This is a genomic window from Rhodobacter aestuarii (genome assembly GCF_900156655.1).
Taxonomy (GTDB): domain Bacteria; phylum Pseudomonadota; class Alphaproteobacteria; order Rhodobacterales; family Rhodobacteraceae; genus Rhodobacter; species Rhodobacter aestuarii.
In genome coordinates, this window is the sequence record NZ_FTOG01000008.1 from 81,409 (window position 1) to 102,632 (window position 21,224).

Sequence of the window (21,224 nt, forward strand, 5' to 3'; positions counted from 1 at the left end):
GATTTGGGCGAAACTTCGCTTGGGGCGCGAGTCGCCCCAAGTTGTCCCATTTTTTTCCACAACTCTTGGGGAAACTTATCCCCAGAAATCGGGTCAGCCTTTTTGACGGGCTTCCTGCCACGGGCGCGGCGCTTTCAAAAACGCCTCCACCTCATTGAGCGTCTCGGCGCTAAACGCGCCTTGGGCGCGCGCCTCGGCCAGCACATCCCACCAGGTGCAGAGGTAATGCAGCTTCACGCCATGCTTTTCGAGGTTCGGCTCTGTCTCGGGGAAGATCCCGTAGTAAAAGATCACGGCGGTATGCGCGCAGCTTGCCCCGGTTTCGCGGATCGCATCGACAAAGCTCAGTTTCGAGCCGCCATCGGTGGTCAGGTCTTCGACGAGAAGCACCCGCTCGCCCTCAGACATCGCACCTTCAATGCGGGCATTGCGGCCATAGCCTTTGGGCTTTTTGCGCACATAGGTCATCGGCAGCGCGAGACGCTCTGCCACCATCGCGGCAAAGGGGATGCCCGCCGTTTCGCCGCCCGCAATATTGTCAAAAGCCTCAAAGCCCGCGTCGCGCAGCACCGTCACGGCCATGAAATCCATGAGCGTGGAGCGGATGCGCGGGTAAGAGATCAACTTGCGGCAGTCGATATAGGTGGGCGAGGGCAGGCCCGAGGCGAGCGTGAAGGGCTCGTCAGCATTGAAATGCACCGCCTTGATTTCCAAAAGCATCCGCGCCGTGAGCCGGGCGATTTCTTCTTTCGCGGGGTAGGAAGAGGGGATCATCTGTGTCGTCCTGTTCTGTGCCTATGCGGGGCGCGCCGCAGTCGGGTCAGTTCTTTACATGCCAGTAGACCGGGAAGCCCGGGTTGAAAACAGTCACGGGGCCCGCACCGGTGATAATCTTGTCGGGCCAAGCTGCGGGTGTGTCAGTCTTGATCAGCGTCAGCGTCTCTTCATTGACCGGCATCCGATAAAACGCGGGGCCATTGCGCGAGGCAAAGGCTTCAAGGTTTTGAAGCTTGCCCTCTTCCTCAAACACATGCGCAAGAAGCTGCATCGTGTTCGTGGCGGTAAAGCAGCCCGCGCAGCCGCAGGCGTTTTCTTTCAGATCATCAATATGGGGGGCGGAATCCGTGCCGATAAAAAAGCGCGGATCGCCAGAGGTCGCCGCCTCGCGCAGCGCCAAACGGTGCAATTCGCGCTTGGCCACGGGCAGGCAATAGTAATGCGGTTTGATCCCGCCCACGAGGATGTGGTTGCGGTTGATGATCAGGTGGTGCGTGGTGATCGTCGCGCCCAAAGTGTCATCTTGGCTGCGCGCGTAATCCACCCCGTCTTTCGTGGTGATATGCTCCATCACCACCCGCAGCCCCGGCGTGGCGCGGCGGATCGGGTCGAGCACGGTGTCAATAAAGACCGCCTCACGGTCGAAAATATCGACCTCGGGCGTGACCACTTCGCCATGCACGCACAAAGGCAAGCCGATCTCGGCCATCATTTCCAGCACGCCGCGCACCTTATCAAAGTCACGCACGCCTGCATTGGAGTTGGTGGTGGCGCCTGCCGGGTAAAGCTTCACCGCTTTCACCAGCCCGCTTTCCGCCGCGGCGCGCACATCGGCCGGGTCGGTCGCCTCGGTCAGGTAAAGCGTCATCAGCGGCGTGAAGGCTGCACCCTCCGGCAGGGCGGCCAGAATACGGTCGCGATAGGCCGTGGCCTCGGCGGCGGTGACCACTGGCGGCACAAGGTTCGGCATCACAATCGCCCGGGCGAAGTGATGCGTGCTCTCGGGCAAGATACCTTGCAGCATCGCACCGTCGCGCAGGTGCAAATGCCAATCGTCGGGGCGGGGGAGCGTGATCTGGGTCATGCGTTTCGGTTACACCTGATGGGCGCGTATTTCCAGTGGCAGCTTTGCGCCGAAACCGCCCGCATGGGCTGGACAGCGGCCCCGCTTCTGCGCCAATTTTGCGCGCAAACGGGAAAAGGAGGAAAAAATGAGAGCAGCCCTTCCGTTGATCGCCGGTCTTGCCCTTCTGGGCTGTAACGATCCGGGCTTTCGCGGTGTGCCTGAAGTGCGGGTCGCGCAAGAAAACGAGGTGGCAAGCTGCCGCGCCGTTTCCATCATCACCAATGAGCCGGGGCTTTATGGCCCGGTGCTGGGCGAAGAGGCGCTGCGCTATGCGCGCAACAAGGTGCTGGAAACCGCCAAGGCCGATGGCGCGGATACGGTCGTGTTCGACGAAACCCCGCCGGGTGTGCCGGTTTCGCTCGTTCGCGCACGCGCCTTCGACTGCTAGAGAATTAAGCGTTTTGTTAATGCCGCGTTGCAGAAAATGCAGGGCGGCATTGCCGGATTGTCGGTTCATGGGACAACGAGTCTGACTTATATAGACCTCAAGGGGGGAAACACTCTGCCCTAAGGAGGTTTCCATGGCTTACACAACGACATTCATCGAAAAAGAACTCAACCTGTTCAAAGACATCGCAGCCCAGATCGGGCGTTTTGCGGCGTCGTTTGGCGCACGGCTCGTGGAGGCGACCGAAGCGCATGAACGGATGCAGGAAGTGCTGCGGCTGTCCGATATGTCGGATGAAGAACTGGCGGTGCACGGGCTGACCCGTGATGACATTGTCAGCCACGTCTTCCGCGATAAATTCTGCTACTGATTTGTCGCATTTGTGCAAGGGATCTAGGTGCAACAAAGGGTTGCGCCGATCCGCATGCGGTTCAATACTGCCTCGCAAGTGAAAGACTTCAGGCGGGGTTGATCGGATGAAGCACGAGACACTGACAGAGGTGCGTGGGGATTTGGTGCTGGCCGCGCTATGCGTAGGCCAGTTTCGCGCGCCTTGTCAGATAGATACATCGCGGCTTTTGGTCCGTGCGGATGAAGCCTTGATCCAAGCGCTCCATGCCCTCGGGCTTGAGACGGCGGCGGTGGTTGAGGATTTCACCCCCGTCCCGCTTTTCGCACCCGAAGAGGTGATCTTAGATCAGATCGCGCGTGGCTTGGGGCGGCGGCAGGTGCAAACCCATGTGTTTGGCCCGCATGACGAAGAAGGGGCCGAGGGCGAAGAAAGTTCCAACGCCCCGGCGTGACCTGTCGCGCCGTCGCGTAGCGCGGCCCTCTTATTCCTCGACGGTTTCTTGTCCTTCGGCGGCGGCACGATGCGCGGCGAGTTTGCGCGCCAAGGTGCGCCGATGCATGCCAAGCCGCCGCGCGGTCTCGGAAATATTGAATCCGGTTTCCGCCAAAGTGCGCTGAATCAGTTCCCATTCTTGCGCTTTTACCCCCACCTGCGGCGCCTCAATCTCGGGCATTGCCATTCCGGCGCGGTGGCCAAACGCGGTTTCAATCTCGCGCGCCGTAGCGGGTTTCGCTAAATATTGCGTCGCGCCAAGCTTGATCGCCTCCACGGCGGTCGAGATCGAGGCGAAACCCGTCAACACCACGATGGCGGGCGGATCTTCCTTTTCTCCCAAGACTTTGACGACCCCAAGCCCCGAACCCTCGGCCAGCTTCAGATCCACAATCGCATGGGTGAAGGCATAGCGCTGCGCCAACCCGATTGCGGCTTCCTCGCGGGTGGCGGCATGCACCTCATAGCCGCGTCGGGCAAAGGCGGCAGCAAGCGTTTCGGCCAGATGCGGGTCATCTTCAACAACCAAGAGGCAACGGTGGTCTTCACTCATGGCGGATCTCCTCGGGCAGGGAACGGCTAAGCAGCGGCAGGCTTAGCCGCACCTCGGCACCGGTGGGGGTATTGCGCAATTCCATCCGGCCGCCAAGGCGGTCAATCGCATTGCGCGCCAAAAAGAGTCCCAGTCCGCGCCCCGGTTGGCCGGAGCCAGACAGAAATGGCGCGCCGGGGTTGGCCAGCACGCTTTCAGGAAAGCCGGGGCCACGGTCGGTCAGCGTGAAAACAAGCAGGTTTCCCTCGCGGTTGAGGCTGGCCTCCAGCGTGCCCGGAGCCACGCTTTCAGCATTGTCGAGCAAGTTCACGAGCGCAGCTTCAAAAATTGGGGCGGTCAAAATGCGGGTGCCACGCAGCGCGGGGGTGGTTTGCACGGGCACCCGCGCGCGCCCGCGCGAGCCGCTCCATATCGCCAGAATGCGGCGGATTTCGGCTTCGGCGGGCACATCGGCGGCGGCTTCGAGCCGCTCGCGCCCCGCCGCTTGCAATGTGCGCGAAACAATTGCCCGGCAGCGGCGCAATTGCGTGATCATCCGGTCGAGTTCGGGGGCAAGGGCATCGCGCTCAGGTGGGCCAATCTCGGCCCAATCATCAAGCGTCACCGCCAGCGTTGTCAGCGGTGTGCCGAGTTCATGTGCCATACCAGAGGCCAAAAGCCCAAGGCCAACCAGTTGATCCGCCTCGGCTTTGGCGCGCCGTAGCTCTTCAATCGCCCGCTCCCGCGCTGCCATGCTGAGCCGTAATCGCAACACGAACCAGACCATCAGCGTAGAGGTCAGCACAAAAGCCAAAAAGAGCCCGGTCGGCGCGGGCCCGGCCTCCGCGGTCAGCGCAACAAGGCCAAACATCGCAAGGTTGCTGAGCAAATAAATCGGCAGCGCAAAAAACGGGGTGCAAAGAGAGACCGCCAAAAGGGGGGGCACCATCAACAGCATCGTAAACGGGCTCGCCGCGCCACCTGAAAGCGCCAAAAGTGCCGTCAGCGCGCCAGTGTCGAGCGCCAATTGCGCAAGGATCACCCAATCGGGCAAAACCGTGCGGCGGGTGACTGAAACTGCGGTGAGGAGGTTGTAAAAAACCAACAGCACCGTCACCACGCCAATCGGTTCATAAGGCAGATCAAGGCGCAGGATCTTGAGCGCATAAACAAGCGCAACGATCAGGCTAATGATCCCCACCCAACGGATTTGCACCAAAAGCCAAGCCGTTTCGCCCTGTTTGGGGGCGCGGATCGGGGGCGTTTGATCGGGTGCTGGCGCGCGCATTTTTGAACCTTTCCGGATTGGCGCGACCATGCCGCATGTCTTCGGGCAGGGCAACTCTGTGCAAAAACTTCTGCGCTGGGCGTGCGCGTGGCGGCGGCAATTCCTCTTGCTCCATGCGCGCAGGCTGCTACCGTGGCGCTGTTAAGAAAGAGGATTTGCATGCCCCCGTTCGCCCAAGTCTTGCCCCGCTTTTTGCTCGTGGCCCCCGTTGCGCTGGCCGCCTGTGTTGAGGGCATGCCCGCCGATCCCAGCGCCCCGCGCATCTCGCAACGTGGCACGTGTTTCGCCTATGTGGCGGCAGAGGACGGTGGTCAATATGCGCTTGTGACCGGCAAAGGGGATGGCACGCGTGAGCCGCCTGCACTGAAAACCAACCCTATGGGGGCGGCCGCGGTCGACGCTGCTTTTGCGCGTGAACTCAAGGCGATGCAGGTGATGCCGGAGTGTTTGGCCGTCTATGCCAAATCCCGCGCTGAAGCGGCCCCCTATGTGGCTCCGGAGCCTGCCGCGAAATCCTAACCGCCTGTGGGGGCATGAGTCCGTGCCGCCACACCTTTACCCCTGTATTTGGTAGGGCGATCTTTTCGCTACCCGAATTCTCGCATCCCCCCTATAGTCTGTGGATAACCGGGGCGTCAGACCCCAACATGAGGCGGAACAGGAAGAAAGGGGAGGCCATGCGCTGCCCATTTTGCGGGAACGTTGATACTCAAGTGAAAGACAGCCGCCCGGCAGAGGATCATGTGGCGATCCGGCGTCGGCGGTTTTGCCCGGCCTGCGGGGGGCGTTTCACCACCTATGAACGCGTGCAATTGCGCGATCTGGTCGTGATCAAAACCTCTGGACGGCGCGAAGACTTTGACCGCGACAAGCTTGAGCGTTCGATCCGCATCGCGATGCAAAAACGCCCGATCGACCCGGAGCGGATTGACCAAATGATCTCGGGCATCGTGCGCAGGCTCGAAAGCTTGGGCGAAACCGATATTCCCTCGCGCTCCATCGGGGAGATCGTGATGGAGACTTTGGCGCGGATCGACACCGTTGCATATGTGCGGTTTGCAAGTGTTTACAAGAACTTCCAAGCCGCAGATGATTTTGACAAATTCGTCTCCGAACTGCGCCCCAATGTGAGCGGAGAGCCGGAGTGAGCCAAGCTGACAGCCGCTTCATGCGGCTGGCGCTTAGCCTTGCCGCGCGGGGTTTGGGCAATGTCTGGCCCAATCCTGCGGTGGGCTGTGTGATCGTGAACGCGGGGCGGATCGTTGGGCGCGGTTGGACGCAGCCGGGCGGTCGGCCCCATGCGGAACGCCGCGCGCTGGATCAAACGGGCGCACGGGCGCACGGGGCCACGGCCTATGTGACGCTTGAACCCTGCGCGCATTACGGCAAGACCCCGCCCTGCGCCGAGGGGTTGATTGAGGCTGGCGTTACCCGTGTTGTGTCTGCCCTAGAAGATCCCGATCCGCGCGTTTGTGGCAAAGGCCACGCCATGTTGCGGGCCGCTGGGGTTGAGGTGATCACCGGCGTGATGGGGGCGGAGGCGCGCGCTTTGCAGGCGGGGTTCTTGAGCCGTGTGGAACAGGGACGACCCTGGCTCGCGCTGAAACTCGGGGCCAGTTTTGATGGCCGAATTGCACTTTCCAATGGCGAAAGCCAATGGATCACCGGGCCGCAAGCCCGCGCGCGGGTGCAGGCTTTGCGCGCACGCTATGATGCGGTTTTGGTGGGTGGCGGCACCGCGCGGGCGGATGATCCGCTGCTGACCGTGCGCGCTTTTACTCCGTTGCGCGCGCCTGTGCGCGTGGTGGCCAGCCGCACCCTTGATCTGCCGCGCGACCGTTTGGCGGGCTCGCTGGATCAAGCGCCGCTGTGGCTGGTACATGGTCCGCAAGCCCCTGAAGAAGCGCGGGCTTTCTGGTCTGGCCTTGGGGCGGAACTGATCGAAGTGGGCGAGAGCGCGGCTGGGCTTGATCCGGTCGCGGTGATGCACGCCCTTGCCGAACGCGGGCTGACGCGGGTGTTTTGCGAAGGCGGGGGGCAGCTTGCGGCGAGCCTAATGGCGGCGGGGCTGGTGGATGAGTTGATCGGCTTTACCGCGGGGGTGGTGTTGGGCGGCGATGCGCGCCCGGGCATTGGGGCGCTGGGGCTAGAGCGTTTGGCCGATGCGCCGCGTTACAGGCTAACCGAGGTGCAGCCAATCGGGCCGGATGTGCTGGCGCGCTGGCACCGCGCCTAACGCCAAAGCGCGGCGTAACTCGCGAAGATCCCTTGCAGTTTTGCCAAGGTGCGGTTGATCGGGCCGGGCCGGGGCAGCGGGCCATTGGCCAAGCGCTCTAGCAACAATTCCGGCGGGCAGGGGCGGCGGCGAACCGGGTCGAAATAGCGCGGGTAGGCAATCAAACTGGCATGGATAAGCTGTTCAAGGCTGACCTTTTGGCGCCGCCGGTCGGGGATCGCCCCAAGGTCGCGCGTCAGCCCCCAGCCCGCATAGAAAGGGGCACCGGTGGTGGTGACTGGCTTGCCCCGGATCAGCGCTTCAAACCCCAAAAGGGAGGTCATCGTCCAAATCTCATCAACCTGTTCAATCAAAGCGATGGGGTCAGATTTGTGCAAGATGGCATCGGCGTAACGCAACGCCTCCGCCTCGGGAATGGCACCTGGGCGTAATCCGGCTTCGACATCTGGATGAGGTTTGAAAAGCACAATTGCCTTTGGGTTTTCGGCACGGACCTTCGCCAATAATGCGAGATTAGTGCAAATCTCGCCCGCGCCCAAACGGATCGAGGCATCATCCTCAACCTGCCCCGGTACGAGGATACGCTGTCCTTGCGGGAGGGGGGGCGCCGCGCCGCCAATGTTGTATTTTGAAAGCCCTGCTTTGCGCAAAGCCGCGATCAGCCGCTCCGCCCGTGCGGCCCCGCCAGCGGGCAGGGGAGCCTTGATCAGGTCTTCCAAATCTGAGGGGCGGGTTGGGTCGTAATAAATGCCTTGGCTGTCTGTGACGAGTGAGAGCGGCGGTACCAGATCGGCCCCCAAGCCCCGCGAACGCAAAAAACCGTCTTCCACCCGCAGCGCCGGGGCTGCAAAGCCAGCGGGTTCCTTACCTGCCCAAAGCAAGAGTCTGCGCCCGCTACGCTCGGCCACCTGCGCGGCCTTTTCTGGCGGATCGACAAAGCGCAAAGATTTTTCGCGCCCAAAGAAAGCGTTGAGGGCCCCGCGTTTCCAAAGCCGCATGCCACTTGCCACATGGCCGAAGCGGTCGGCCCGATAGGTGCGGACGTCGGCTTCAAGTTGGTCCACCGCTTCTTCAAAACTGCAGCCAAGTTCCCGGCACGGGTCATACCATTGCGGAGCCAAGAGGTGACTGACGGCGAAGATTTGCGCCCGCGTCAGGCGGCGATTGCGGCGTGGCACCGGGTTTTCATCCAGCGTGAGCCCCCAGCCCGCATAGAAGGGTTGGCCAAAGACGCGCGGTTTGTGGCCTGCCAAAATCGCCTCATAGCCCAGTTGCGAGGAAACGGTGTAAACCGCCACCGCGCCTTCCAGCAATTTCCAAGGCGAGACGGGCGCATCGTAAAGCGTGGTGCGCGCGTCTTCATGCACGGGACCAAAGTAGCCGCCGCGCAGCCCGGCGCGGGTTTCGGGATGGGTCTTGATCAAAATGCGCGCGCCGGGGTTTTCGATTTGCGCAACGGCGAGCATCTCGCGAAAGGTGCCCGGCGTCGCCCCGCCATAACGCACCGAAGCATCGCCCGCTGTTTGATCTATCACCAGCACATAGCCCGGCGCGGGCGGTTCAAGGTCGGGGTCGAAATTGTTGTATTTTGAAAGTTCCAGCGCCTTCAGCCGGGCAATGCCGTCGCGCGCACGGTCCAAAAGCGCTGTATCATCAAGCGGTTCGCGCGCCAGCATCCGTTCAATGAGGGACGGGCGCGAAGCATCAAAATGCACCCCGTTTTCGTCAATCAAGAGCCCCAAAGGTCCTTCGGCGCCCCGAGCGCGCCCCGGATGGACAGAGCGTAAAAACGCATCTTCAAGACGTACCAACCCCACCCCTTGGCGCGCAACAACCCGTTCACCGCGGGCGGCATAGGGCGAGCGCCCCCAAACCACCACGCGATCCTCCGGCCCCGGCAGGCCCAGATGCAAAGACCAGCCCGCCGCGTCCAAGATGCGCCCAAGCCGTGGGTTTCGCCAAAAGCCCGCCGTGTAATAGAAAAGCCGCCGGGAGGCGGCCCCTCCGGCGGCTTGGCCTTGTAAGGCGTTTGGCATCAGTTGCCGAGGTTTTGCAAGGAATCCGCGGTCGCAGCCGAGCCCGTCAGCGCCGAAAGCGACTTTTGCCACTGCACATAGGGGGCCTCGGTCACATAGACGGTGTCGCCATCACGGATCACAAAATCACGTGCCATGAACATGCCATTGGGTTCGGTCAGATCGAGCACATAAATCATGCGCTGATCGCCCACGAGGTCATTGCGGCCCAACACCACAGACGCAATATCGGCCGGTTCGTTGCGGAACACGAAGACCCCGGTCGGATCGGCGAGGTTGGAATTAAGCCCGCCCACGGTGGCGATGGCTTCCAACGCAGACAGTGTTTGCGTTTCAAACGGCACACGGGCTTGCGCGCCGGTCGCGCCAAGCGAGGTGAAGGCGCGGGTGTCTTCTTCCACCAAAATCACATCGCCCGAACGCAGCGCGATGTCCATTTTCGGGTTCTGGTAGAGGTCTTTTAGCCAGACCGTGCCTTTGTTGTTGCCGCGTTTGACGGTGATCTTCGCAATCTCGGGCTTGATCGTCACGCCGCCCGCGCGCGCGAGCATGGCCGAAAGCGTGCGGGTGGGGCGTTCAATCGCATAAACGCCTTGGCCACCCACAGAGCCCATCAGCGAAACGGTCGAGCCATCGCCCGCCGCGCGCGACACCAGCACCTGCGGGTCCGGGGTTTGCGCATCCAGTTTTTCGGTGATGATCTTGCGCAGCGCATCGGGTGAATTGCCTGCCGCTTTGATCTTGCCCGCATAGGGCACGAAGATATTGCCCGCGCCATCCACCTGCACTTCGGTCAACTGCGTGGCCGAGGCGCCTTGCGGCGCCAAAAGTCCGTTGTCGACGTTTTCCCAGATCGTCAGCATCAGCGTGTCGCCGGGGTTGATCGTGTCAGACCCCACAACGCCCGCGCGCTGGAATGCGGAGGAGAAGCCAAGCGACGGTTGCACCGAAGTGGCGCGCGTCACATGGTCATTCACGGAAATGACGAAGGCATCGCCTTGCTTCATGACCGAGCCAGAAAAGATTTCACGCTTGTTCGGGCCAGACCGGGGCAGGCCACAGGAGGCGGTCCCAAGAAGGACGGCCGAAAAACCCATCAACAGGGTTCTGCGGGTGGTTTTGGTGCTCACTGCTCGGGCTCCTGTGCGGGATTGCCGTTCATTTTTTTGCTACCATAACGGGCAAGGCAGAAAAAATCCAGCATAGTCAACTTACAACGCGTAACTGTTGCCGTGGTGCCGCGTTTCCGGCGACCAAAGCATCATAGGGATCTTCGGGCGACAACATCATATCAACCACCTGCCGAAGCAAGATGCGCCGACCGCGTGCGGCATAAAATCCGCCCGGAACTTGCGATGTTTCCAACAGGTAGTGTCTGTAGTCGCGGTAGCCCCGCGTATCTGGTCTCGCAGGTGCAGCATAAAACGCGTCGAGCGGTTGGGCCGAAACGAACTCTGGTTTGTCATAAACCGCGCGGCCAAAGATACGCAGCGGCAGCCCGCGCCAAAGCACCTGCTGGCCCGCGGTGGAGTTGATTGTCACCGCAGAGCGTGCTTGCGCCAAAAGGGCGGCCAATTTGCCACCGCCAATAAAATGCACCCGGCCAGCCAATCCGTGGCGTTTTGTGGCGGCGCGGATCGTCGCAGCGAGCGGTGCACGGCCATCTTCAAGCGGATGCGCTTTGAAGACGAGGTGATGGTGGCGCGGCGCGCCTTTGGCAAATCCCTCGGCCACCAGCTCGATGAATTCGGCCTGACTTTGGAAGTTGGAGTGCATCCGCAAAGAGGCATCATGCTCAAGCTGCAACAGCACCAAATGGATCGGATGGCCCGTCAACCGCACCTTCGCGGTGGCCAAAGTCCGCTCCAGTGCCTGCCACGGCATCCAAAACAGCCGTTTGAAATAGATCCGCGCCTCGTCAAAGACGGAAATCCCCCGATGCGGCGTGAAGCTGCGGTAGTCGTGGTTCAGGGCCAGCACGAAGAAATGATAGACTGCGCCATAAAAGATGTGTTGCCGGGTGTCGCCCCAACGTGGCGGCGCATCGGGAAAGTCGATCTCGCTTTGGGCAAGGGCCGCGCGCATTTCGGGCAGGCTCAGCCGCATCAGCCGCGAATGGCCATTGGCCCCGCCGCGCTCATAGGTCACCCAATAGGGGCGGAGATAGCCTTCCTCGAACACATGCACGGTGATGCCGCGCGCCTTTGCCTCGGCCACAGCTTGGGCGTGAATGGGCCGGGTATCGCCATAAAGCACAAGATCGGTGACAGCTTTTTCATCCAAAAGCGCGGCAAACCGTGCGGGCCAAGCCTCGGGCGTGCCGTTGTAGCGGATGAAATGCGCCTTATCGCGCCAAAACGCCTGATCGCCCCGGTTAAAGCCCACGCGCCAGACCTTGGCCCCGGTCAACCGCAGCATCTGCCCCAATTGATCGAAGAAAGGCCCATGCGGACCTTGCAGCATCAAAAAGGTACGGGCGAGGGCGGCAGTCATTGTCTCTCCGGGGTGGGCGATCCCTTTTGGCCCGCCCGCGTGGCAGAGTCACGGAGAAATCGGGGCGAAAACCGGATCATCCCGCTCTTGAGGGCCGCAAACGGGCTTCCGCGACGGCAAGACGCATTTTCGCGCCGGTCTTGTGCACCCATGCGTCGGGGCCAAGCCTTGCGCGCAAGGCCTGCGCAAGCTAGGCAGAACCAAATCAGGCAGAGGAAAAGCCATGTTCACCGGAATCGTCACCGATCTGGGCGAGATCGTCAGTCTTGAAAAAACCGGCGACCTGCGCGCCCGCATCCGCAGCAGCTACGATATGGCCACGGTCGATATTGGCGCCTCAATTGCGCATGCAGGCGTGTGCCTGACGATCATCGCCACCGGCGCCGATTGGTATGATGTGCAAATCTCGGGCGAGACGGTCTCCAAAACCAATATTGGCGATTGGGCTGTCGGCAAACGCATCAACCTAGAGCGCGCGCTGAAAGTTGGCGACGAACTGGGCGGCCATATCGTTTCGGGCCATGTGGATGGCGTGGCCGAAATCACCGCGATGGTGGACGAGGGGGAAAGCACCCGCTTCACCTTCCGCGCCCCCGAGGCACTGGCCAAATACATCGCGCCGAAAGGCTCGGTCGCGCTCGATGGCTGCTCGCTCACCGTGAACGAGGTGGACGGGTGCAGCTTTGGCATCAACTTCATCCCGCATACCAAGGCCGTGACCAGTTTTGGCGCGTCCAAGGTGGGCGATAAGGTCAATTTGGAAATCGATACGCTCGCGCGCTATGTCGCGCGGCTGACGGAGTGGAAGGCATGACGAACCCGGTGGACAAGTCCGGCGCACACGACAAACCCGGCCCGGTGGAGCAAAGCTACCACGACGCCATCTCGACGATTGATGAGATCATCGAAGACGCCCGCAACGGCAAGATGTTCATTCTGGTCGATCACGAAGACCGCGAGAATGAAGGCGATCTGATCATTCCGGCACAAATGGCGACGCCGAATGCGATCAACTTCATGGCGACGCATGGCCGCGGCCTTGTTTGCCTCGCGCTGCCCGCGAGCCGGATCGAAGCTTTGGGCCTGCCGCTCATGGCCTCGTCGAACTCGTCGCGTCACGAAACGGCTTTCACCGTGTCGATTGAAGCGCGTGAAGGCATTTCGACCGGCATTTCGGCGCATGACCGCGCCCGCACTGTCGCTGTCGCCATCGACCCGACCAAAGGCCCTGCCGATATCGCAACGCCCGGTCACCTGTTCCCGCTGCGTGCGCGCGAAGGCGGCGTTCTGGTACGTGCCGGTCACACCGAAGCGGCCGTCGATATTTCGCGCCTTGCCGGGCTGAACCCCTCGGGCGTGATTTGTGAAGTGATGAACGAAGACGGCACAATGGCCCGTCTGCCCGACCTCATCGCTTTCGCGCAGATGCACAACATCAAGATCGGCACGATCTCGGATCTGATCGCCTACCGTCGCCGCTATGACAGCTTGGTGCGCGAAACCAAACAACGCGCCGTGACCTCGATCCACGGTGGGGATTGGTCGATGCGTGTCTTTACCGACCAGACCGAGGGTGCCGAGCATATCGTTTTGTCCAAAGGCGATATTTCGACCGATGAGCCGGTGCTGGTGCGGATGCATGCCCTTGACCCGCTCGCGGATGTGCTGGGCCTCAATGCTGCCAAAGCGGGCGATCTGGGCCGTGCGATGGAAGCGATTGCCGCCGAGGGCCGCGGCGTTGTCGTGCTTTTGCGGGAAACCTCCGCCAAAATGGTGCTGCCGGGCGAAGCTAGCCCGCAAACCTTGCGCCAATATGGCTTGGGCGCGCAGATCTTGCTCGCGCTCGGCCTGACGCATCTCAAGCTGCTGACCAATTCGCCCGCGCCGAAACTTGTGGGCATCGAAGGCTATGGCCTGATCATCGAAGAAACGCGGGGCTACTAAGATGGCGGGGAATGAAAGCCACCACGTCTTGGACCTGCCGAGCTTCACCGATCCGGTGAAAATGCTGATCGTGGTCGCGCCTTACTATAAAGACATCGCCGACAATATGATTGCCGGCGCCAAGGCCACTGCGGAAAAAGTGGGGGCCACGGTCGATATTGTGGAAGTGCCCGGCGCGCTCGAAATTCCGACCGCGATTGGCATGGCGAGCCGCATGGCCGATTACGATTGTTATGTGGCGCTGGGCTGCGTGATCCGGGGTGAGACCACCCATTATGATACTGTTTGCAATGATAGTTCGCGTGGGCTGACGCTTTTGGGGCTTCAAGGGCTTTGCATCGGCAATGGCATCCTGACGGTGGAAAACCGCCCGCAAGCCGAGGTGCGCGCAGACCCCGCTGATCAAGATAAGGGCGGTGGCGCTGCTGCTGCGGCCTTGCATCTTGTCGCGCTCTCGCGCAAATGGGCCAACCGGACGAAGGGAATCGGCTTCCGCCCCGCAGGCGAAGAGTTCCGCATCGCCGGTGAGACCGAAGGACCGAGCCGCGCATGACCGATACTGCCCCCGAAACGCCGAACGAACCCCCGAAGAAACTGAGCCCGGAAGACAAACGCCGGATGCGCTCGGCTGCGCGGCTGTATGCTGTGCAGGCGCTGTTTCAGATGGAAGCGGCGGGGCAGGGGGCAGATCGCGTGGCGCGCGAGTTTGAAAGCTTCCGTTTTGGCATGGTCACCGAAGAGGGCGAGGAATTGGCAGAGGGTGATTATTCGCTTTTCCGTCGCGTGCTCGACGATGCGGTGATGTGGCAGGCAAAAATCGACCAAGCCACCGACCGCGCGCTGGTGGCGAAATGGCCGATTGACCGGATCGACCCGGTGATCCGTGCGCTGTTCCGCGCGGCTGGGGCCGAAATGGTCAACCCGGCGACACCGATCAAAGTGGTGATCAACGAATTCGTGGACGTGGCCCGTGCCTTCTTCCCGGAAGGCCGCGAGCCGAAATTCGTCAATGCGGTGCTTGATCACATGGCGCGCGAAATCCGCCCCGAGGCGTTCTAAAACGCGCCTCGCTGCTTGTTGTATCGGCCACATATCTTATTTTGTCGATATTTTGTGACGTTGGTGCGGCATTTTGGCAAAATTGCGGTATCAATCTCACAAATCTGCGCTAGAATGATTCCAACGCAGGAGGAATCGACATGCCGCAGTTGGTGCGTCTGTACATCCGGAACGTGATCTTCGGGGCCGGTCTTTCGGCCGTCTTCGTGGGTCTGTTGCTTGGGTTCAATGTGGCGAACCTCCGCCACCTGATCTTGTCCTCCGATATTGGCTATATCGCGCTGGCGCTGCTGTTTGTGTTTAACGCAGTGGTCTTTTCCGGCGTGCAATTCGGCATTGCTGTGATGAGCATGGCCGAAAAAGAAGACCCGCCGGGTGGTGGCAAACGCGATGCGATCCCGCTGGGGATGGCGCGTGACATGGTCGCCATTCCGGTCCCGGTCGACAGAAATACCCGATACAAGAACGTCAAGAAGCCGTACTGAACCCTCCGGACAGAAAGGCCCCTCGCTACCTAGCGGGGGGTTTTTCTTTGTGCGGGAAGACTGCGGGGCAGTGCTGACGGCAAATGAAAAAGCCGGGGGCAGGGCCCCCGGCGGATCGCATCATGTCAATGATGCAAGATTTGTCTCAGCTGCGTGGCTTAGTTCACCGGCACGGCGACAAAGCGCGGCTCGCCGCCCCGGCGGATCAACAGCAGAACCGATTTGCGGCCTCCCTCACGCGCCTCGCTCACCCGCGCGTGCAGATCGGACACATCCAAAACAGGTTGTTGCCCGGCCTCGACGATCACATCGCCCTGACGCAAACCTTTGTCGAAGGCTTCGCTGGTTTCGTCGATATCGGTCACTACCAGACCTTTGGTATCGGCAGAGAGGTTCATTTCAGAGCGCAGCGCATCCGACAGCGGGCTGAGCGACATGCCCAGCACTTCGCCCTTGCTCGCCTCAGGCGACATCCCCTCGCTGCTGCCACCATCGGCGCCTTCGGCCAATTCGCGTTGGCCAAGCGTCACCAAAAGCGTTTGCTCTTTGCCGCCGCGCATCACCACAACGCGCACGGCTTCGCCCACCGGGGCATCGGCGACACGGCGCACCAGATCTTTGCTGTCTTTGACCGGATTGCCATCAAAGCTGATGATCACATCGCCCGATTCCATGCCTGCATCATTGGCCGGGCCGGGGGGCACATCGGAGACCATCACACCCTCAGGTGTCGTCAGTTCCATCGCCTCGGCCATATCGGGGGTCACATCTTGGATTTTCACCCCAAGCCAGCCGCGCCGCGTTGCGCCAAATTCTTTCAACTGGCTGACGACCTTAGACACGACATTCGAGGCCATCGAGAAGCCAATCCCGATCGAGCCGCCGTTGGGCGACATGATTGCGGTGTTGACGCCGATCACCTTGCCATCGGTGCTAAAGAGCGGCCCGCCCGAGTTGCCCCGGTTGATCGCCGCATCGGTCTGAATGTAATCGTCATAGGTCCCGGAAAGTTCGCGGTTGCGCGCCGAGACGATGCCGACCGAGGTCGAGAAACCCTGGCCCAGCGGGTTGCCCATCGCCATCACCCAATCGCCTTCGCGCATCGTGTCACTGTCGCCAAAAGTGACGAAGGGCAGGGGCTTGTCGCTTTCCACTTTCAAAAGCGCGATGTCGGTTTTTGGATCGGTGCCGACCAGTTTTGCGTCAAGCTTTTGGCCACCCGAAAACTCGATCGAGATTTCATCGGCATTCTCGATCACGTGGTTGTTGGTAACGATGTAACCATCTTCCGAGATCACAAAGCCAGAGCCAAGCGCATCCGAGCGGTGCGGGCGCGAGGGCATGTTGTTGCCCGGCCCGTTCGGCATACCAAACTCACGGAAGAAATCTTCGAAGGGCGAGCCTTTGGGGAAGCCCGGCATGCCCCCTGCGGGCTCGGTCACCACAGTGGAGGTGGTGATCATCACCACCGCCGGTTTTACCTGTTGCACCAGATCGGCAAAGCTTTCGGGGGCGGCAAAGGCATGGGCCGGGTCAACCGGGCTCAGCACCAGCGCAGTTGACAAAAGCGCAGCACCCAGAAGCGATTTCGCCAGCCGCGGCGCGGTTTCCAGCTTCAGCATCCGTAGGGGGGCGGTGGTGGTCATTCGGCGTTTCTCCCGTTAGTCGTCTTGGCCGGGCGGTTCCGGCGTCGCGTCGATAAAAAGCCTAAGCGGCCTCGGGTTCAAATGAAAGCCCGTCGCGGTGCGTAAATTCGCTGTGAAACATGTGAAACGAAGCAAAATACTCAGATAAATACGCGCACAAGTGCCACAATAGCCACGCCGCCAGCCACAGAGATCAGCCCAAGGCGGCGCCGCGCCTCTGGTCCGAGGCTCACCAAAAAGGCCAAAACCTCTTCAAAACGCGAAGGGGCCAGCGCAAGCGCCAGCCCCTCGATCACGAACACAAGCCCCAAGGCTGTGAAGATCGCACTCATCAGTTTTCGCTACCCGTTTCCGGTCCCGCCTCGAGCGAGCGCACGAACCGTTGATAGTCGAAGTACAGGCTATCGGGTTCGGTGACGAGCGAGGTCGAGTTTGCCTTCAAGCTGTCGGCATAGAATTGCAGCGCGCGGGTGAAGGCAAAGAAGCTTTCATCCTTGCCATAGGCTTCGGCATAGATCGCGTTGCGTTCCGCATCGGCCTGACCGCGCACGATCTCGGCTTGCTTGCGCGCTTCCGAGGTCAGTTCCACCACCTGACGGTCCGCAGAGGCGCGGACGCGTTGCGCCGCCTCGCCACCACGGGCGCGTTCATCCGCCGCTTCCCGCTGCCGTTCCGCCCGCATCCGCTCATAGGTGGATTGCAAGTTTTGGTCGGGCAGGTCGGTGCGAGTCAGACGCACGTCGATCACGTCAATGCCAAGCGCATTGGCTTCGCGCCGGGCGATATTGCGGATCTGGTTCATCAACGCGGTCCGGTCATCCGACAAAACGGCGGTCGACGGCACAGAGCCCATCACTTCGCGGATCGCATTGTTCAAGATGCCATCAAGACGGTTCTTGGCAAAGCCTTCGCCGCCGCCGCCCACCGCTTCGCGGAACTTCACCGCGTCAACGATGCGCCAACGCGCGAAAGCATCCACGACAAGGCGGCGGTCATCCAGCGGGGTCACTTCGAGCGGTTGCGTCGATAGCGCCAAAATCCGGTCGTCATATTTGACGACATTTTGGAACAGCGGGATCTTGAAGCCAATGCCCGGTTCGGTGCGTGAGGACACGACCTCACCGAACTGCAGCACCAGCGCCTTTTCGCGTTCATCCACGGTGTAGATGGACGACAGCGCCACGCCGAGCGCGATCACGCCCACCGGAATAAGCAATTGTGCGCGCATCAGTTGTTCCCCCCGGTGCTCGTGGGCCGCAGACGGTCAAGCGGCAGATAGGGCACGGTGCCCGCCTCGCCGTCGATCACCACCTTGTTCACGCCGCCAAGGGTCTGGCTCATGGTTTCGTAGAACATCCGCCGTTTCGTCACGTCAGGCGCCTTGCGATATTCCTCATAGACCGAGGTAAAGCGCGCCGCTTGACCTTGCGCATCGTTCACCACTTGGGCGCGATAGGCTTCGGCCTGTTGGGCGATTTGCGCGGCCTGACCGCGCGCTTCTGCCGTCACTTTGTTGGCATAGGCATCGGCTTCTTTTTCCAGCTTGTCGCGCTCTTGTTGCGCGGCTTGCACGTCCCGGAAGCTGTCAATCACCTCGCGCGGCGGGTCAGCGCGGTTAAAGTTCACCCGCACGATATTGATGCCCGCTTGATAGCTATCAAGCGTGCCCTGCACGGCGGTGCGCAGATCGGCGGCAATCACACCGCGGTCACGGTTCAAGATCGGCGCCAATTCCGAACGCGCGATGATGTCACGCATCGCCGATTCCGACACCGCGCGGATCGTGTCTTCCGGATCCGCAAGGTTGAACAGGAATTTTTGTGGGTCCGACACGTTCCAGACAATCTGGTAGTTCACATCAACGATGTTTTGGTCGCCCGTCAGCATCAGGCCCGAATCCATATCGCCGCCGCGCCCGGTGCCAATTTCCGTGGTGCGTTCGTCGGTCACCGGGATCACCTCGGCCGTGACAACGGGCCAAGGCGCGAAGTTCAGACCCGGATTGCCGGTGGCATTGTATTTGCCGAACATCAGTTCGACCGAGCGTTCGTTTTGCTGAACGGTGTAAAAGGAGCTCCACGCCCAAACCGCCAAAAGGGCCAAGGCCCCAATGCCGAGCGTGCCGAGCGTGAAGGCGGGGCCATTGCCGCCACCGCCACCCGAGCGGCCCCCATTGCCAGAACGCCCGCCCATCAGCACGCGCAGGCCCTCGGAGCCTTTTTTCATCAGCTCATCAATCTCGGGGATCGAATTGTTGCTGTCTTGCGGGCGGCGCGGGCCGGGGCGGCGCGGCGGTTCGCGGTCATCGCCGCCGCCAGAGCCCCAAGGTCCTCCGTTGGTCATTGTTTCCTCACCTTTGATCTCTCTGCCCCGAAGTGGGGATCATCTGCTGAAATTCAAGCGTTTTCGTCATGTTTGATGCGGTTATTGATGCCGCACGGGCGACCGCATCGTCACCAATTCTTCCGCCATGGTCGGATGCACGGCGCAGGTTTCGTCAAACTGTTCTTTCGTGGCGCCCATCTTCATCGCGATGGCGGCCAGTTGGATCATCTCGCCCGCTTCCGGGGCGACGATATGGCACCCCAAAACCTTGCGGCTTTCTTTGCAGACCACAAGCTTCATCAACACACGGTCGTCAGCCCCAGCAAAGGCGGAGCGCATCGGCCGGAACGCCGAGACATAAACCTCAATCGGGCCTGCTTTGCGGGCTTCTTCTTCGCTCAAACCACAGGTGCCAAATTCCGGCCGGGTAAAGACTGCCGAGGCGATCAGATCATGGTCGATCTTGCGCGGCGTTGCGCCAAAGATCGTATCGGCAAAAGCATGGCCCTCGCGGATCGCGACCGGAGTGAGGTTCACGCGGTCGGTCACATCGCCCACGGCAAAGATCGACGGCACATTGGTTTGCGACCATTCATCCACCACGATCGCGCCGTTATGGGCTTGCGTCACACCCGCGCTTTCAAGCCCAAGGCCTTCGGTATTCGGCACGCGGCCCGTGGCATAGACCACCGCGTCAAATTCCTGCACCCGGCCATCGCCCGCATGGGCGGTAAAACCGGTTTCGGTTTTCGTCACCCGGTCAATGATCACGTTTTCATGCACGTCAATGCCGCGGGCTTTCATCCGCTCGACAATCAAATCGCGGCATTCGGTGTCAAACGTCCGCAACAGCGGCGAGCGGTTCCACTGCGCGACTTGGCTGCCCAGCCCTTGGAACACACAGGCAAATTCAGAGGCAATATAGCCCCCGCCCACGATCAACAGCCGTTTCGGCAGCGTCTCAAGATGGAACAGATCGTTTGAGGTGAGCACATGCTCAGACCCCTCAAAATGCGGCACGAAGGGGCGCCCGCCGACCGCGACCAGAATATGTTTGGCGCTGACGGTGCTGCCATCGGCGAGTTGCACCTCATGCGGGCCCGCGATGGTGGCGCGCTGGTTGTAAACGGTGACACCAGCATTGTCTTGCCCCGCGCGGTAAACGCGCTCAAGCCGGTCAAGTTCGGCATGGAGTTTGGTGCGGAAGGCGAGCCAGTCAAAGGTGCCGATCTCGGCGCTCCAGCCGTAAGCTTGCGCTTCTTCCACCGCACCGGGCATGGAGGAGGCGAAAACCATCAGCTTTTTCGGCACACAGCCCCGAATGACGCAGGTGCCGCCCATGCGGTTTTCCTCGGCCAAGGCCACCTTCGTACCATAGCCTGCCGAAATACGAGCCGCGCGCACGCCGCCCGACCCGCCGCCGATCACGAAGAGGTCGAAATCGAAGCTCATTTGCCGTCCTTTCCCTGCGCGGCCCTGATACCGCCCCAAGGATTTAGCCCTGCCTGCCCCGAAGAACAAGGCAAGCGCGCAAATGTGCCGGGTTTTGACGGGCTTTACTGGCCTGCGGCCCCAAGGCTCGGAACACGCGCCACCAATTCCGCGCGCCACGCGGCGTTTTCTTCCTTGGTCATCACCCAGCCGGGGATAGACAATTTGCGCAGCCGCACCGCCGCTTTGCCGCCTGCGGTGGCGGGGTCTTCGTCTTTGTCGTGCAACTCGCTGTAGCTGACCGAGGTGTATTTACCCCAAAACCGCGCCACTTCCAGCCGATCATGGCGGAAGACGAGCGCCGGGCGCGGCATCGACCACAGCACCCAAGCCAAAAAGAAGCACAAAACCGCGCCGACAAGGCCCGAGACGGAATGCCAAATCATCCCGTCTTCGCCGCCGCCGCGCAGCATCTCGACCAGCCCCAAAACCGGCGAGATCGCCTGCACAAGGCCAATCAAAATGATCCCCGCCGCCCAAAGGTGGGGCATGAGCGCGCGGCCCTGCACGACAAGGTCGGGGCGATGATCTGCTTGCGGGGTCATGTCAGCCTC

General features: G+C 61.3%; 24 protein-coding genes. 11 read left to right on the forward strand and 13 right to left on the reverse strand.

What is annotated here, in order from left to right; genetic code table 11:
* Positions 1-93 precede the first annotated feature (93 nt).
* Positions 94-774 carry an orotate phosphoribosyltransferase gene (locus tag BW967_RS12265; protein ID WP_076485371.1) on the reverse strand — a complete coding sequence of 227 codons (681 nt, stop codon included), beginning with the start codon at positions 772-774 and terminating at the stop codon, positions 94-96.
* Positions 775-820: 46 nt separating this feature from the next.
* Positions 821-1,861, reverse strand: coding sequence for a dihydroorotase (pyrC, locus tag BW967_RS12270; RefSeq protein ID WP_076485372.1), 1,041 nt, complete (start codon positions 1,859-1,861; stop codon positions 821-823).
* Positions 1,862-1,988: 127 nt separating this feature from the next.
* Here pyrC and BW967_RS12275 point away from each other — a divergent pair, with 127 nt between their 5' ends.
* The 3 genes from BW967_RS12275 to BW967_RS12285 all read left to right on the forward strand — a co-directional run bounded on the left by BW967_RS12275 (position 1,989) and on the right by BW967_RS12285 (position 3,094).
* The gene (locus tag BW967_RS12275) at positions 1,989-2,291 is read left to right on the forward strand and encodes a hypothetical protein (RefSeq protein ID WP_108188633.1); all 303 of its coding nucleotides are present in this window, start codon (positions 1,989-1,991) and stop codon (positions 2,289-2,291) included.
* 133 nt (positions 2,292-2,424) lie between these two features.
* A complete protein-coding gene (locus tag BW967_RS12280) occupies positions 2,425-2,661 on the forward strand; it encodes a DUF1127 domain-containing protein (protein WP_076485374.1) in 237 nt (78 codons plus the stop codon).
* A gap of 106 nt (positions 2,662-2,767) precedes the next feature.
* Positions 2,768-3,094 carry a hypothetical protein gene (locus BW967_RS12285; RefSeq protein ID WP_076485375.1) on the forward strand — a complete coding sequence of 109 codons (327 nt, stop codon included), beginning with the start codon at positions 2,768-2,770 and terminating at the stop codon, positions 3,092-3,094.
* A 30-nt stretch (positions 3,095-3,124) separates the two neighbouring features.
* On the opposite strand, the gene BW967_RS12290 is transcribed toward BW967_RS12285, so the two are convergent.
* A complete protein-coding gene (locus tag BW967_RS12290; protein WP_076485376.1) occupies positions 3,125-3,688 on the reverse strand; it encodes a response regulator transcription factor in 564 nt (187 codons plus the stop codon).
* Positions 3,681-4,955, reverse strand: a complete 1,275-nt coding sequence (locus BW967_RS12295) for an ATP-binding protein (RefSeq protein WP_175610455.1) — start codon at positions 4,953-4,955, stop codon at positions 3,681-3,683. The genes BW967_RS12290 and BW967_RS12295 overlap by 8 nt, the downstream gene beginning before the upstream one ends.
* A 159-nt stretch (positions 4,956-5,114) precedes the next feature.
* On the opposite strand from BW967_RS12295, the gene BW967_RS12300 reads away from it, so the two are divergent.
* From BW967_RS12300 to ribD, 3 genes are all read left to right on the forward strand, one after another.
* Positions 5,115-5,474, forward strand: coding sequence for a hypothetical protein (locus BW967_RS12300; protein WP_076485378.1), 360 nt, complete (start codon positions 5,115-5,117; stop codon positions 5,472-5,474).
* 158 nt (positions 5,475-5,632) lie between these two features.
* Positions 5,633-6,103 carry a transcriptional regulator NrdR gene (gene nrdR, locus BW967_RS12305; RefSeq protein ID WP_076485379.1) on the forward strand — a complete coding sequence of 157 codons (471 nt, stop codon included), beginning with the start codon at positions 5,633-5,635 and terminating at the stop codon, positions 6,101-6,103.
* Complete coding sequence (gene ribD / locus BW967_RS12310; protein WP_175610456.1) at positions 6,100-7,191, forward strand: bifunctional diaminohydroxyphosphoribosylaminopyrimidine deaminase/5-amino-6-(5-phosphoribosylamino)uracil reductase RibD; 1,092 nt, start codon at positions 6,100-6,102, stop codon at positions 7,189-7,191. Before nrdR ends, ribD begins: the two co-directional genes overlap by 4 nt.
* Here the strand turns inward: ribD and BW967_RS12315 are convergent.
* From BW967_RS12315 to BW967_RS12325, 3 genes are all read right to left on the reverse strand, one after another.
* Complete coding sequence (locus BW967_RS12315; RefSeq protein WP_076485380.1) at positions 7,188-9,227, reverse strand: capsular polysaccharide biosynthesis protein; 2,040 nt, start codon at positions 9,225-9,227, stop codon at positions 7,188-7,190. The two genes, ribD and BW967_RS12315, sit on opposite strands and share 4 nt — an antisense overlap.
* Complete coding sequence (locus BW967_RS12320; protein WP_076485381.1) at positions 9,227-10,324, reverse strand: polysaccharide biosynthesis/export family protein; 1,098 nt, start codon at positions 10,322-10,324, stop codon at positions 9,227-9,229. Before BW967_RS12320 ends, BW967_RS12315 begins: the two co-directional genes overlap by 1 nt.
* A 109-nt stretch (positions 10,325-10,433) precedes the next feature.
* Positions 10,434-11,720, reverse strand: a complete 1,287-nt coding sequence (locus BW967_RS12325; protein WP_076485382.1) for a capsule biosynthesis protein — start codon at positions 11,718-11,720, stop codon at positions 10,434-10,436.
* Positions 11,721-11,943: 223 nt separating this feature from the next.
* Between BW967_RS12325 and BW967_RS12330 the strand changes: the two genes are divergently transcribed.
* The 5 genes from BW967_RS12330 to BW967_RS12350 all read left to right on the forward strand — a co-directional run bounded on the left by BW967_RS12330 (position 11,944) and on the right by BW967_RS12350 (position 15,208).
* On the forward strand, positions 11,944-12,534 hold the full coding sequence (locus BW967_RS12330; RefSeq protein ID WP_076485383.1) for a riboflavin synthase: 591 nt from the start codon (positions 11,944-11,946) through the stop codon (positions 12,532-12,534).
* On the forward strand, positions 12,531-13,664 hold the full coding sequence (ribB, locus tag BW967_RS12335; protein ID WP_076485384.1) for a 3,4-dihydroxy-2-butanone-4-phosphate synthase: 1,134 nt from the start codon (positions 12,531-12,533) through the stop codon (positions 13,662-13,664). The genes BW967_RS12330 and ribB overlap by 4 nt, the downstream gene beginning before the upstream one ends.
* 1 nt (position 13,665) lies before the next feature.
* Positions 13,666-14,217 (forward strand): 6,7-dimethyl-8-ribityllumazine synthase, encoded by a 552-nt coding sequence (locus BW967_RS12340; RefSeq protein ID WP_076485385.1) that lies wholly within the window; start codon positions 13,666-13,668, stop codon positions 14,215-14,217.
* Complete coding sequence (gene nusB / locus BW967_RS12345; protein WP_076485386.1) at positions 14,214-14,723, forward strand: transcription antitermination factor NusB; 510 nt, start codon at positions 14,214-14,216, stop codon at positions 14,721-14,723. Before BW967_RS12340 ends, nusB begins: the two co-directional genes overlap by 4 nt.
* A 140-nt stretch (positions 14,724-14,863) precedes the next feature.
* A complete protein-coding gene (locus BW967_RS12350) occupies positions 14,864-15,208 on the forward strand; it encodes a hypothetical protein (RefSeq protein WP_076485387.1) in 345 nt (114 codons plus the stop codon).
* A gap of 158 nt (positions 15,209-15,366) precedes the next feature.
* Here the strand turns inward: BW967_RS12350 and BW967_RS12355 are convergent, their stop codons facing one another.
* The 6 genes from BW967_RS12355 to BW967_RS12380 form a co-directional block, all read right to left on the reverse strand.
* On the reverse strand, positions 15,367-16,830 hold the full coding sequence (locus tag BW967_RS12355; protein ID WP_373455192.1) for a DegQ family serine endoprotease: 1,464 nt from the start codon (positions 16,828-16,830) through the stop codon (positions 15,367-15,369).
* 164 nt (positions 16,831-16,994) lie between these two features.
* Positions 16,995-17,186, reverse strand: a complete 192-nt coding sequence (locus tag BW967_RS12360; protein ID WP_076485389.1) for a DUF2065 domain-containing protein — start codon at positions 17,184-17,186, stop codon at positions 16,995-16,997.
* A complete protein-coding gene (hflC, locus tag BW967_RS12365; RefSeq protein WP_083952210.1) occupies positions 17,186-18,085 on the reverse strand; it encodes a protease modulator HflC in 900 nt (299 codons plus the stop codon). The genes BW967_RS12360 and hflC overlap by 1 nt, the downstream gene beginning before the upstream one ends.
* A complete protein-coding gene (hflK, locus tag BW967_RS12370) occupies positions 18,082-19,197 on the reverse strand; it encodes an FtsH protease activity modulator HflK (protein ID WP_076485391.1) in 1,116 nt (371 codons plus the stop codon). The genes hflC and hflK overlap by 4 nt, the downstream gene beginning before the upstream one ends.
* 81 nt (positions 19,198-19,278) lie before the next feature.
* Positions 19,279-20,631 (reverse strand): glutathione-disulfide reductase, encoded by a 1,353-nt coding sequence (gene gorA, locus BW967_RS12375; protein ID WP_076485392.1) that lies wholly within the window; start codon positions 20,629-20,631, stop codon positions 19,279-19,281.
* Between the two features lie 104 nt (positions 20,632-20,735).
* Positions 20,736-21,215, reverse strand: coding sequence for a hypothetical protein (locus BW967_RS12380; protein WP_076485393.1), 480 nt, complete (start codon positions 21,213-21,215; stop codon positions 20,736-20,738).
* Positions 21,216-21,224: the final 9 nt, after the last annotated feature.